The organism is Streptomyces sp. NPDC055078 (assembly GCF_053607985.1).
Genome location: NZ_JBSGUP010000240.1, coordinates 1 through 11,300, shown reverse-complemented (window position 1 = coordinate 11,300; position 11,300 = coordinate 1). Strand labels below are relative to the sequence as shown.

13 protein-coding genes and 1 pseudogene are annotated in these 11,300 nt (G+C 71.6%); 7 read left to right on the top strand and 7 right to left on the bottom strand.

What is annotated here, in order from left to right:
- Positions 1-42: 42 nt before the first annotated feature.
- The gene (locus ACWF94_RS20650) at positions 43-1,815 is read right to left on the bottom strand and encodes an acetyl/propionyl/methylcrotonyl-CoA carboxylase subunit alpha (protein ID WP_453490141.1); all 1,773 of its coding nucleotides are present in this window, start codon (positions 1,813-1,815) and stop codon (positions 43-45) included.
- Between the two features lie 379 nt (positions 1,816-2,194).
- Here ACWF94_RS20650 and ACWF94_RS20645 point away from each other — a divergent pair, with 379 nt between their 5' ends.
- The gene (locus ACWF94_RS20645; protein ID WP_453490138.1) at positions 2,195-2,752 is read left to right on the top strand and encodes a hypothetical protein; all 558 of its coding nucleotides are present in this window, start codon (positions 2,195-2,197) and stop codon (positions 2,750-2,752) included.
- On the opposite strand, the gene ACWF94_RS20640 is transcribed toward ACWF94_RS20645, so the two are convergent.
- Positions 2,727-3,224 carry a hypothetical protein gene (locus ACWF94_RS20640; RefSeq protein WP_453490135.1) on the bottom strand — a complete coding sequence of 166 codons (498 nt, stop codon included), beginning with the start codon at positions 3,222-3,224 and terminating at the stop codon, positions 2,727-2,729. The genes ACWF94_RS20645 and ACWF94_RS20640 overlap by 26 nt on opposite strands.
- A 5-nt stretch (positions 3,225-3,229) precedes the next feature.
- Positions 3,230-3,379: a hypothetical protein gene (locus ACWF94_RS20635; protein ID WP_453490132.1), complete on the bottom strand. Its 150-nt coding sequence runs from the start codon at positions 3,377-3,379 to the stop codon at positions 3,230-3,232.
- Positions 3,380-3,558: 179 nt separating this feature from the next.
- Here ACWF94_RS20635 and ACWF94_RS20630 point away from each other — a divergent pair, with 179 nt between their 5' ends.
- The gene (locus ACWF94_RS20630) at positions 3,559-4,191 is read left to right on the top strand and encodes a TetR/AcrR family transcriptional regulator (protein ID WP_453490129.1); all 633 of its coding nucleotides are present in this window, start codon (positions 3,559-3,561) and stop codon (positions 4,189-4,191) included.
- A gap of 57 nt (positions 4,192-4,248) precedes the next feature.
- Here the strand turns inward: ACWF94_RS20630 and ACWF94_RS20625 are convergent, their stop codons facing one another.
- The 4 genes from ACWF94_RS20625 to ACWF94_RS20610 form a co-directional block, all read right to left on the bottom strand.
- Positions 4,249-4,854, bottom strand: a complete 606-nt coding sequence (locus ACWF94_RS20625) for a Maf family protein (protein WP_453490126.1) — start codon at positions 4,852-4,854, stop codon at positions 4,249-4,251.
- A 23-nt stretch (positions 4,855-4,877) separates the two neighbouring features.
- Complete coding sequence (gene mmpB, locus ACWF94_RS20620; protein WP_453490123.1) at positions 4,878-5,006, bottom strand: morphogenic membrane protein MmpB; 129 nt, start codon at positions 5,004-5,006, stop codon at positions 4,878-4,880.
- A gap of 173 nt (positions 5,007-5,179) precedes the next feature.
- Positions 5,180-5,386 (bottom strand): acyl-CoA carboxylase epsilon subunit, encoded by a 207-nt coding sequence (locus tag ACWF94_RS20615; RefSeq protein ID WP_453490120.1) that lies wholly within the window; start codon positions 5,384-5,386, stop codon positions 5,180-5,182.
- A gap of 59 nt (positions 5,387-5,445) precedes the next feature.
- On the bottom strand, positions 5,446-7,047 hold the full coding sequence (locus tag ACWF94_RS20610; protein ID WP_453490117.1) for an acyl-CoA carboxylase subunit beta: 1,602 nt from the start codon (positions 7,045-7,047) through the stop codon (positions 5,446-5,448).
- Positions 7,048-7,192: 145 nt separating this feature from the next.
- On the opposite strand from ACWF94_RS20610, the gene ACWF94_RS20605 reads away from it, so the two are divergent.
- From ACWF94_RS20605 to ACWF94_RS20585, 5 genes and pseudogenes are all read left to right on the top strand, one after another.
- Positions 7,193-8,050, top strand: coding sequence for a biotin--[acetyl-CoA-carboxylase] ligase (locus ACWF94_RS20605; RefSeq protein WP_453490114.1), 858 nt, complete (start codon positions 7,193-7,195; stop codon positions 8,048-8,050).
- A gap of 303 nt (positions 8,051-8,353) precedes the next feature.
- Positions 8,354-8,500: a hypothetical protein gene (locus ACWF94_RS20600; protein ID WP_453490111.1), complete on the top strand. Its 147-nt coding sequence runs from the start codon at positions 8,354-8,356 to the stop codon at positions 8,498-8,500.
- Positions 8,497-9,705, top strand: a complete 1,209-nt coding sequence (locus ACWF94_RS20595; protein ID WP_453490108.1) for an adenylate/guanylate cyclase domain-containing protein — start codon at positions 8,497-8,499, stop codon at positions 9,703-9,705. Before ACWF94_RS20600 ends, ACWF94_RS20595 begins: the two co-directional genes overlap by 4 nt.
- A gap of 128 nt (positions 9,706-9,833) precedes the next feature.
- Positions 9,834-10,628, top strand: coding sequence for an enoyl-CoA hydratase/isomerase family protein (locus ACWF94_RS20590; RefSeq protein WP_453490105.1), 795 nt, complete (start codon positions 9,834-9,836; stop codon positions 10,626-10,628).
- Between the two features lie 62 nt (positions 10,629-10,690).
- Positions 10,691-11,020 (top strand): annotated as a pseudogene (locus ACWF94_RS20585) (diguanylate cyclase); the annotation flags it as partial.
- Positions 11,021-11,300 lie beyond the last annotated feature (280 nt).

Genomic DNA, 11,300 nt, shown 5'->3' with positions numbered 1-11,300 from the left:
CAGGCCGGGCGGGGGGCGGGCCCCTGTGCGTACAGCCGTATGTCAGTCCTTGATCTCGCAGATGGGGGCGCCCGAGGAGATGGAGGCGCCGACCTCGGCGTTGAGGCCCTTGACGGTGCCCGCGCGGTGGGCGTTGAGGGGCTGTTCCATCTTCATGGCTTCCAGGACGACCACGAGGTCGCCTTCCTGGACCTCCTGGCCCTCCTCGACGGCGACCTTGACGATGGTGCCCTGCATCGGGGACGCGAGGGTGTCGCCGGAGGCGGCGGCGGTGGACTTCTTCGCGGCGCGGCGCTTGGGCTTGGCGCCCGCGGCGAGGCCGGTACGGGCCAGGGTCATCCCGAGGGAGGACGGCAGGGAGACTTCGAGGCGTTTGCCGCCGACCTCGACGACGACGGTCTCGCGGCCCGGTTCGTCCTCGGTCTCCGTCTCGGCGGTCGCGGTGAAGGCGGGGACGGTGTTGACGAACTCGGTCTCGATCCAGCGGGTGTGGACCTGGAACGGGTCGGCGGTGAAGGCCGGGTCGGTGACGACGGCGCGGTGGAAGGGGATGGCGGTGGCCATGCCCTCGACGTGGAACTCGGCCAGGGCGCGGGCCGCGCGCTGGAGGGCCTGTTCGCGGGTGGCGCCGGTGATGACGAGTTTGGCGAGGAGGGAGTCCCAGGCGGGGCCGATGACGCTGCCGGACTCGACGCCGGCGTCGAGGCGGACGCCGGGGCCGCTGGGCGGGCTGAAGGTGGTGACGGTGCCGGGGGCGGGCAGGAAGCCGCGGCCGGGGTCCTCGCCGTTGATCCGGAACTCGAACGAGTGGCCGCGGATCTGCGGGTCGCCATCCTTGAAATACGACGCAGCGCCGAGGGGTTCGCCGTCGGCGATGCGGAACATTTCGCGTACGAGGTCGATGCCGGTGACCTCTTCGGTGACGGGGTGCTCGACCTGGAGGCGGGTGTTGACCTCAAGGAAGGAGATGGTGCCGTCGGTGCCGACGAGGAATTCGACCGTGCCCGCGCCGACGTAGCCGGCTTCCTTGAGGATCGCCTTGGAGGCGGCGTACAGCTCGGCGTTCTGGGCGTCGGTGAGGAAGGGGGCGGGGGCTTCCTCGACGAGTTTCTGGTGGCGGCGCTGGAGGGAGCAGTCGCGGGTGGAGACGACGACGACATTGCCGTGGGTGTCGGCCAGGCACTGGGTCTCGACGTGGCGGGGCTTGTCGAGGTAGCGCTCGACGAAGCACTCGCCGCGGCCGAAGGCGGCGACGGCCTCGCGGACGGCCGAGTCGTACAGCTCGGGGATCTCGTCCAGGGTGCGGGCGACCTTGAGGCCGCGTCCGCCGCCGCCGAAGGCGGCCTTGATCGCGATGGGGAGGCCGTGCTGTTCGGCGAAGGCGACGACCTCGTCCGCGCCGGAGACGGGGTCGGGGGTGCCGGCGACGAGGGGGGCGCCCGCGCGCTGGGCGATGTGGCGGGCGGCGACCTTGTCGCCGAGGTCGCGGATGGCCTGCGGGGGCGGTCCGATCCAGGTCAGCCCGGCGTCCAGGACGGCCTGGGCGAACTCGGCGTTCTCGGACAGGAAGCCGTATCCGGGGTGGATCGCGTCCGCGCCGGAGTCCTTCGCCGCCTGGAGGACCTTGTCCATGTCGAGATAGCTGGCGGCCGGGGTGTCACCACCCAGCGCGAACGCCTCGTCGGCGGCGCGGACATGCAGCGCGTCCCGGTCCGGGTCCGCGTAGACGGCCACACTCGCGATCCCGGCATCCCGGCAGGCACGGGCGACCCGGACAGCGATTTCGCCACGGTTGGCGATGAGCACCTTGCGCACGATGGCTCCCTCCTTGAAACAAGCTGAGTTTAGGGACTGCCGACACGGCCTATCGACCCGTCCCCAATGGTGAGCTTGCCCACACGGAGCGTGATTCGAGGCTCGCGCAAATCGCGAAATCCCTTGTCGCACCACGGTACGACGGGTTTCTCTCTCGCACAGTAGCCCTGTCGTGTGGCGCAGGTCTCTGTTCGGGGACCCCCCGGCCGAACGCCATTCTTTGTGGGATTCCTACTACTGGCCCAGTGATTCTTTGCGGTGGGGCCAGCGCGCCGGAACTCTTGTCCCCGGAGCTACCCGTTAGTAGCCTGCGCGCTGTCATACGTACTTCCGGTAACAGTTCCGGTGGCAGTTCCGGCAGCAGAGGGTTGGGGGCACGGTGGTGCGCAGAGCGGTGGCCGTGGTGGCTGCGGTGGTGCTGCTGACAGAGGCCGTCGGCATTGTGGTGATCAATGGCATTCTCGCCACCTTTGTCGACGGGCAGAGCATGTCCCTCGACGGACTCGACCCGGACGCGATGGTCATCGGCACCTGGGTGACGGGCGGGGTGCTCGGCCTCGCGCTGGGCGCGTGCGCGGTGGTGTCGCTGGTCGCCGGGGTGCGCGACCGGGCGCCGGGGCGCCTCGCCCGCGCGCTGCTCATCGGCGCGGCGGTGCTGCACGGGCTGCTGGGGGCGGTGACCCTGGGCCTGGTCGGCTGGTACGCGTTCGGCTTCCTGATGGTGGTACTGGGCCTGATCGTGCTGGTGCTGATCAGTTACGGGAAGTACGGGACGTACGGGAAGCACGGGAAGCCGGGGTCCCCGGACGGACCGGCCGCCGCCCCGAAGGTGCCAGGGCCCCCGAGCGGAGTGGCTCCCGGTCCTGCCGGTGGCGTGGCGCCCGGTCCCGCGAACCGGGTGGCGCCGGGGTCTACGGGTGGCGTGGCGCCGGTGTGATCCGGGTGCCGCGCCGGGTGCGCCCGGCCGGCTTGTACACCGACAGTGCCGTGGCGCCGAGGAGCACCAGCAGCGCCGCGGCCCCCTGGGTGACGAACTGAGTGCGCAGTCCGCCGAGGTCGTGGCCCGCCGTGCCGTCCGCCATGGCGATCACCGGCCGCATATGGGCGAGCAGCAGCAGCGTGGCCGGGACGGTCAGCCAGAGCTTGACGACGACCCAGTAGTGCCGCACGAGTCCCCAGTGCGTGCCCAGTGACGAGACGAGACCCGTCAGCGGTGTGGCCAGGGCCAGCGGGACGATGACATACCGGCCCAGCACCTCCATCGCGGGGTAGACGGACCGGGCGGGGTCGGTGCCGCCCTCGGCGGCCCCGGCGACCGCGAGCGCCAGAAACCCGGCCACCGCGCCCAGCCAGCCGACCGAGGCCGTCACATGGGCGGTGAGCGCGAACTTCCGTACGCGTGGTGTCATCGCCATCAGTGGCCGCCCGTCCCGCCGGCGAGATGTGCGATGAGGAACGCCGCGACCAGGGCGAGCGCGGCGACCCCCAGCAGGGTCACCCAGCGGGGCCTCGGGGCGCGCGTGCCGTCCCCCTGGTCCCCGCCGGTGGGGGTGTTTTCGGACATGGCTGTTTCCCTCGATCGTCGTAGTGGGGTACGCCTGAGCCTTTGCGGGCCCCGCTTTCACGGGCCCCGTTCCTGCGAGCCCCGTTTTCACGAGGCTCAGATTTTACGAGACACTATGTCGCACTCGAATCATGGTGTCACAGGATCGGCGTCACGTAGCCGCCACGTATATTCGGGGCATGCCGAAGCTGTGGAGCGAGACGATCGAGGAGCACCGCGGTGCCGTCCGCGAGGCGGTACTCGACGCAGCCGCCGGGCTGGTCGCTCAGCACGGGCTGCTGTCGGTGACGATGTCGCGCATCGCCGAGGCGACCGGTATCGGGCGGGCGACGCTCTACAAGTACTTCCCCGACGTCGAAGCGGTCCTCACTGCCTGGCACGAACGCCAGATCAACGCCCACCTCGACCGGCTGGCGGCCGTACGCGACGGAGCCGACGGGCCGGACGAACGGCTCGCGGCCGTACTCCAGGCGTATGCGCTGATCGCCCATGAGCGCCACCGGCACCACGGCAGCGAACACGCGGCGCTGCTGCACGAGGGAGAGCAGGTCGCCCACGCCCATCGGCGACTGACCGAACTGATCCGGGAACTGCTCGCCGATGGCGTACGGGCCGGTGTCATCCGGGACGACATCCCGCCCGGGGAACTGGCCGCCTACTCCCTGCACGCCCTGGGCGCGGCCGGAAGCCTGCCCTCAGGGGCGGCGGCCCGGCGGCTCGTCGGGGTCACCCTGGCCGGACTGCGCGCCGGGGCGGACGGCTCGACGGAGGGCTCGACGGTCGGCTCGACGGGGTCTGAACACGGGGGCTGAACACGGGGCGCTGACCCGAACCCGAACCCGAACCCGGACCCGGACCCGTGGGCGTTCTCAGACCCAGAGGTCGGTGACCGAGTGGTCCAGCTCCGCCAGCAGGGCGCGCAGCAGCGGCAGCGACAGGCCGATGACATTGCCGTGGTCGCCGTCGATGCCGTCGATGAACGGCGCCGAGCGCCCGTCCAGGGTGAACGCGCCCGCCACCCGCAGCGGTTCACCGGTCGCGACATACGCGGCGATCTCCGCGTCCGTCGGCTCGCCGAAGCGGATCACGGTGGAAGCGGTCGCGGACGCGATCCGGCCGGTGGCCGCCTCGATGACACAGTGCCCGGTCTGGAGCACACCCGTCCGGCCGCGCATCGCCTTCCAGCGGGCCGTGGCCTCCTCCGCGTCGGCGGGCTTGCCGAGCGCCTCGCCGTCCAGTTCGAGCACCGAGTCGCATCCGACGACCAGGGCCCCGGCGGCCTCGGGGCGCGCGGCGACGACGGCGGCCTTCGCCTCGGCGAGTACGAGCGCCAGTTCGGCCGGGGTCGGCGCGGTCAGGGCGTCCTCGTCGACACCGCTGACGATCACTTCGGGGGCGAACCCTGCCATACGCAGCAGTTCGAGCCGGGCGGGGGAGGCGGAGGCCAGGACGAGGCGGGGAGCGCGGGCGGTCATGGCGCCATCGTAGGCGCCGAAAGTCAATGCAGGCCCACCACAATCATTCCCACCACCATGGCCAGGGCGAGGAGGAGGCCGGCGCGGCGCAGCATCGCCTGCGTCTCGCGCAGTTCCTTGGGGGGCTCGTTCTGGGGGTCGGACCACAGCATGCCCCGATGGTGGGGTCGGGGCGGGCCCCCGCGCCTGAGTACAGGTACTCAACGTTCGGGTGCTCAACGGGAAACGGTGCGACTCCGCCTCGGGCGCCGGAGGCCCGGGAGCCCGCCCCCGCCGCGCTTTCGCCAGAGTGGGCGTCCCCCCGGACCGGCTGGAACGACGTGCCCTAGACCGGCCAGTACGTACGGGCCCAGGCGCGCGGGCCCGGGAGGGGGCTGCGGCGGCGGGCGATACGGGCCGGGTCCGACCACTGTTCTGGCAGGGACGCGGCCCCCTCGGGCGCGGAGGCCGTGGCCGCCGCGCGGGCCTGGACCACCGCGAGTGCGGCGGCCAGCTCCTCTCTGGTCGGGTTGCCCCGTATGACCTTGATCATTGTCTTGCCCTTCCTGGCGGCCGGCGGGGATTCCAGCGGGGGCTGGAGGGATCGGGGGGCTAGAGGGGGATGTTCCCGTGCTTCTTCGGCGGCAGGTTCTCCCGCTTCGTACGGAGCTGGCGCAGTCCGCGCACGATCTGCACCCGGGTGTCCGACGGCATGACCACCGCGTCCACATAGCCCCGCTCGGCCGCGGTGTACGGGTTGAGCAGGGTGTCCTCGTACTCCTGGATGAGCTGCGCGCGCGTGGCCTCGGCATCGTCGGCCGCCGCGATCGTGCGGCGGTGCAGGATGTTCACCGCTCCCTGCGCGCCCATCACCGCGATCTGCGCGGTCGGCCACGCGAGGTTCAGATCCGCGCCCAGGTGCTTGGAGCCCATCACGTCGTACGCCCCGCCGAACGCCTTGCGGGTGATGACCGTGATGAGAGGGACCGTCGCCTCGGCGTACGCGTAGATCAGCTTCGCGCCGCGGCGGATGATGCCGCCGTACTCCTGGTCCACGCCCGGCAGGAAGCCCGGGACGTCGACAAAGGTCAGCACGGGGATGTTGAAGGCGTCACACGTGCGGACGAACCGCGCGGCCTTCTCCGAGGCGTTGATGTCCAGACAGCCCGCGAACTGCATCGGCTGATTGGCGACGATCCCGACCGGGAACCCCTCCACCCGCCCGAAGCCGGTGACGATGTTCGGCGCGAACAGCGCCTGTGTCTCCAGGAACTCGCCCTCGTCGAGCACATGCTCGATGACGGTGTGCATGTCGTACGGCTGGTTCGCGCTGTCCGGGATCAGCAGGTCCAGCTCGCGGTCGTCGTCGCTGACGGTGAGGTCGGCCTCCTCCGGGAAGGCCGGCGGCTCGGACAGGTTGTTCGACGGCAGATAGGACAGCAGCGACTTGACGTACTCGATCGCGTCCTTCTCGTCCCCCGCCATGTGATGAGCGACACCCGAGGTGGTGTTGTGCGTACGGGCGCCGCCGAGCGCCTCGAAGCCGACGTCCTCGCCGGTGACCGTCTTGATGACGTCCGGGCCCGTGATGAACATGTGCGAGGTCTGGTCGACCATGACCGTGAAGTCGGTGATCGCGGGGGAGTAGACCGCGCCGCCCGCGCAGGGGCCGACCACCAGCGAGATCTGCGGGATCACCCCGGAGGCGTGGGTGTTGCGGCGGAAGATCTCGCCGTACATGCCGAGCGCGCTGACGCCCTCCTGGATCCGCGCGCCGCCGGAGTCGTTGATGCCGATGACCGGGCACCCCGTCTTCAGCGCGAAGTCCATCACCTTGACGATCTTCTGCCCGTAGACCTCGCCGAGCGCGCCGCCGAAGACCGTGAAGTCCTGGGAGAAGACGGTGACCGGACGGCCGTCGACCGTGCCGTAGCCGGTGACCACACCATCGCCGTACGGACGGGTCTCCGCCAGGCCGAAGCTGGTGGAACGATGCCGCGCGAACTCGTCGAACTCGACGAACGACCCCTCGTCCAGCAGCAGATCGATCCGCTCGCGAGCCGTCAGCTTGCCCTTGGCGTGCTGCTTCTCCACCGCGCGTGCGGAGCCTGCGTGCGTGGCCTCGTCCGTACGCCGCTGAAGATCGGCGATCTTCCCCGCGGTGGTGTGGGTGGTCGGACCGTCGGAGACGGCGATCTGTTCCTGCTCGGGCATCGGGATGCGGCTCCCCTGGCTGGTCAGCCGCCCTCGGCGGCTGTCGGGTGGATCTCGCTGGCTACTGTGTCGGCTGCTGTTTCGTAGCGTATCGGCGGCGATACCGTTCGGCAGTGCGGCGTTTACCACACCTAACCTGGCTTGCATGACCCAAGAGAATGCGCCCGGTAGCCGCTGGTCCGACCTGGAGCGACCGCCGCTCAACGCGACGGCGCTGCGCCGCGCCCTCCTCCGGCCGGGCGGTCTGTGGACCTCGCTCGACGTCGTACAGGCGACCGGCTCCACCAACTCGGATCTGGCGGCGCGGGCCGGGTCCGCCCCCGAGGGCGCCGTACTGATCGCGGAGGAGCAGACCGCCGGGCGCGGCCGGCTCGACCGCGCCTGGAACGCGCCGCCGCGCTCAGGGATCTTCGTATCCGTGCTGCTGCGGCCGGGACCCGAGGTGCCCGTCGAGCGCTGGGGCTGGCTGCCGCTGCTCGCCGGAGTCGCCGCCGCGGCCGGGCTGAGCCGGTCGGCCGGCGTCGACCTCTCCCTCAAGTGGCCCAATGACCTGCTGGTGACGGTCGGCGGCGAGGAGCGCAAGACCGGGGGCATTCTCGCCGAGCGGGTCGGGGGTGACGCGGTGGTGCTCGGGATGGGCATCAATGTCACCCTGCGCGACGAGGAGCTTCCGGTTCCGACCGCCGGGTCCCTCGCGCTCGCCGGCGCGATCTCCACCGACCGTGATCCGCTCGTACGGGCCGTTCTGCGCTCTCTGGAGGAGTGGTACGGGAGGTGGCGCGGGGCGGGTGGCGACCCGGGTTCCTCGCACGTGCAGGAGGCATATGCTGCGGGGTGTGCGACGCTGGGCCGCGCGGTACGTGCCGAACTGCCCGGCGACCGGTCGGTGACCGGTGAGGCGGTGGCCCTGGACGGGGACGGGCAGCTGGTTCTGGCCTCCGAGGGCGGTGGACGGCAGGCGATCGGCGCGGGTGACATCGTGCATCTGCGGCCGGCCGGATGATCTGCGGCGATTCTCGGTGGACGGGTACGGCAACCGGGACGTGAGCCAGGGCACACCTGCCGTATCGTTGAGGCGATCGAGCGACAGATCGGCAGGGCAGTGCGCAGGGAACGGGCAGGAGGCGGCTGGTGACCGTCGACGACACCTCCTCCGGCGCGGGCGCGTCCGGTGGGTCAGGGGCCGCCATGTCGACCGGTCCGTCTCTGCCGTCCGGCGGGGAGGACGGTTCCGGTTCTGGGCCGGGCTCCGAACCCGGGCTTGATCCCGGGGTTGGTTCCGGGCTTGATCCCGGGGTTGGTCAGGGTGTCGACTCCGGCCCTGATCCTGGTCGTGGGTCCGGTGACGGTACTGGTCAGGGGCCTGGCGATGAACCCGGTCATGGGCATGGTCATGGACTTGGGCATGGCGATGAACCCGGTCATGGTGATGGGCCTGGGCATGCGGCTGTGACAGATTCCGGTTCCGGGGCGGGTGTCGGCTCCGATGACGGTTCTGGTGCTGGGTCCTCTGGGTCCTCTGGGTCTTCTGGTGCCGAATCCGGGTCCGGTGAGACTGCCGCCGCTGTTCATCCGACGCCCCACCACGCGGTCGACCACACCGCCGAGCCGACCGACGACCCCCTCGCGATCCGGCTGGAACAGCTGATCCTCGGCGCCGAGCGCCGACACACCCCCTTCCAGGCCGCGCGCACCGCCGGTGTCTCGATGGAGCTGGCCTCCCGTTTCTGGCGGGCCATGGGCTTCGCGGACATCGGGCAGGCGAAGGCGCTCACCGAGGCGGACGTCCTGGCGCTGCGGCGGCTCGCGGGTCTGGTCGAGGCGGGGCTGCTGAGCGAGCCGATGGCCATCCAGGTCGCGCGGTCCACCGGTCAGACCACGGCCCGGCTGGCGGAGTGGCAGATCGACTCCTTCCTGGAGGGGCTCACCGAGCCGCCCGAGCCCGGGATGACCCGTACCGAAGTCACGTATCCGCTGATCGAGCTGCTGCTGCCGGAGCTGGAGGAGTTCCTCGTCTATGTGTGGCGGCGGCAGCTCGCGGCGGCGACCGGACGTGTCGTCCAGGCCGCCGACGACGAGGAGATGGTGGACCGCCGTCTCGCGGTCGGCTTCGCCGACCTCGTCGGGTTCACCCGGCTCACCCGTCGGCTGGAGGAGGAGGAACTGGGCGAGCTGGTCGAGTCCTTCGAGACCACCTCGGCGGACCTGGTGGCCGCGCACGGCGGACGGCTGATCAAGACCCTCGGTGACGAGGTGCTGTACGCGGCGGACGACGCGCGCACGGCGGCGGAGATCGCGCTGCGGCTGATCGACGCGATGACCCAGGACGAGTCGATGCCCGCCCTGAGGGTTGGTATCGCCTTCGGCACGGTCACCACGCGGATGGGCGATGTCTTCGGTACGACGGTGAATCTGGCGAGCCGCCTCACCTCGATAGCGCCGAAGGACACGGTGCTGGTGGACGGGGCGTTCGCGGAGGAGCTGATCCGTACGGGAGACGCGCCGGTCTCCGAGACCCGGGCCGCGGAGGAGGCCGCCACCGCCGAGAAGGAGGGCGAGCCCCCGCCCCCGTACCGCTTCGCACTCCAGCCGATGTGGCAGCGGCCGGTGCGCGGTCTTGGCGTGGTGGAGCCGTGGCTGCTGTCGCGGAGGCCGTGACGGGGGAGCGGTGACCTGGGCCCTTCCCGGGAGCCCTCGTCCCGGAGCGGGTGCCGGGGTCCCCGGGCCGCCCGCTTGGGGTGCGGGCCTATGATCCGGTGAACCATCGTTAACCGGGAGGGTGCCTCATGTCCGAGTCCGAGCAGCGGTTCGGCGAATTCGTACTCGTCCGCGTCCGCGACCATGTCGCCGAGCTGGTCCTCGACCGCCCCCGGGCCATGAACGCGGTCTCCACCGACATGGCCCGCTCCATCGCCGCCGCGTGCGACGCGCTGGCCGCCGACCGCGAGGTACGGGTCACCGTGCTCACCTCGTCGAATGACCGGGCGTTCTGCGTCGGCGCGGATCTCAAGGAGCGCAACTCCTTCACCGACGCCGATCTGGTACGGCAGCGGCCGACCGCGCGGGCCGCCTATACGGGCGTACTGGAGCTGCCGATGCCCACGGTCGCGGCCGTCCACGGCTTCGCCCTCGGCGGCGGGTACGAGCTGGCCCTCGCCTGCGATCTCATCGTCGCCGACGCCACGGCCGTCGTCGGGCTGCCCGAGGTCTCCGTCGGGGTCATCCCGGGCGGCGGCGGGACCCAGCTCCTGCCCCGCAGGGTCGGCGCCGCCCGGGCCGCCGAGCTGGTCTTCACCGCGCGCCGGCTGGAGGCCGCCGAGGCGCGTGAGCTGGGGCTCGTCGACCAGCTCGCCGAGGACGCCCGTACGGAGGCGCTGGCCCTCGCCGCCAGGATCGCGGCGAACTCCCCCGTCGGGCTGCGCGCCGCCAAGCGGGCGCTGCGGCTGGGACAGGGGCTCGACCTCCGGGCCGGTCTGGAGGTCGAGGACGCCGCCTGGCGTTCCGTCGCGTTCTCCGGGGACCGCGCGGAGGGGGTGGCCGCGTTCAACGAGAAGCGGAAGCCGAAGTGGCCCGGCGAGTGACGGACCATGATCCGGCCCACGTCAAGGGATCAAATCAGGTCAAACCTCCCTAAGCTGTGATGATGGCTGAGGATCGGCAGTTGCGCGCAGTGGTGGCGCTGGCCCAGGCGATGGCGGCGGCGCAGACCCCACGGGAGTGCTGGCGTGCCGCCGCCCTGGGGGCGTGCTCCGCGCTGGCCGGGTCCTTCGCGGCGCTTTCTGTGTGGGAGCGGGAGCTGGGGCGGCTCAGGGTGCTGGTGAACGCGGGGGACCGGGCGCCGGACGAGGAGGAGTTCCCCGAGTCGGAGACGTATCCCGTCAACCGCTTCCCCGAGATCACGGAGTTTCTGCACGAGCGGTGGGCGGGGGGTGGGGAGCCGGACGCGTGGGTGGAGTCGGTGGAGGGGCCGGTGGTTCTGGGGCGGGGAGGGTCGAGGGCGGGGTCTGGGTCTGAGCCCGGGGTGGCGCCTGAGCCCGGCGCGGGGTCCGGGTCCTCCGGGTCCGCCAGGTCCGCCGGGTCCGCCGGGTCCGCCGGGTCCGCCGGGTCTGCCGGGTCTGCCGGGTCTGCCGGGTCCGCCGGGTCCGAGCCTGCGCCCCGGTCCGGGGCCGGGTCCGCCCGGGGCGGGCCCCCTTCGTCAGCCCGGGCCCTTCCCTGGGGCTCCGCCCCGGACCGCCCCCTACGCCCTGAGGGCG

Coding starts and splice junctions, on each gene's coding strand:
- ACWF94_RS20605 (WP_453490114.1), top strand. CDS start 7,193: ATGACCCAAGAGAATGCGCCCGGTAGCCGCTGGTCCGACCTGGAGCGA.
- ACWF94_RS20625 (WP_453490126.1), bottom strand. CDS start 4,854: ATGACCGCCCGCGCTCCCCGCCTCGTCCTGGCCTCCGCCTCCCCCGCC.
- ACWF94_RS20615 (WP_453490120.1), bottom strand. CDS start 5,386: ATGATCAAGGTCATACGGGGCAACCCGACCAGAGAGGAGCTGGCCGCC.
- ACWF94_RS20640 (WP_453490135.1), bottom strand. CDS start 3,224: ATGACACCACGCGTACGGAAGTTCGCGCTCACCGCCCATGTGACGGCC.
- ACWF94_RS20590 (WP_453490105.1), top strand. CDS start 9,834: ATGTCCGAGTCCGAGCAGCGGTTCGGCGAATTCGTACTCGTCCGCGTC.
- mmpB (WP_453490123.1), bottom strand. CDS start 5,006: ATGCTGTGGTCCGACCCCCAGAACGAGCCCCCCAAGGAACTGCGCGAG.
- ACWF94_RS20630 (WP_453490129.1), top strand. CDS start 3,559: ATGCCGAAGCTGTGGAGCGAGACGATCGAGGAGCACCGCGGTGCCGTC.
- ACWF94_RS20610 (WP_453490117.1), bottom strand. CDS start 7,047: ATGCCCGAGCAGGAACAGATCGCCGTCTCCGACGGTCCGACCACCCAC.
- ACWF94_RS20635 (WP_453490132.1), bottom strand. CDS start 3,379: ATGTCCGAAAACACCCCCACCGGCGGGGACCAGGGGGACGGCACGCGC.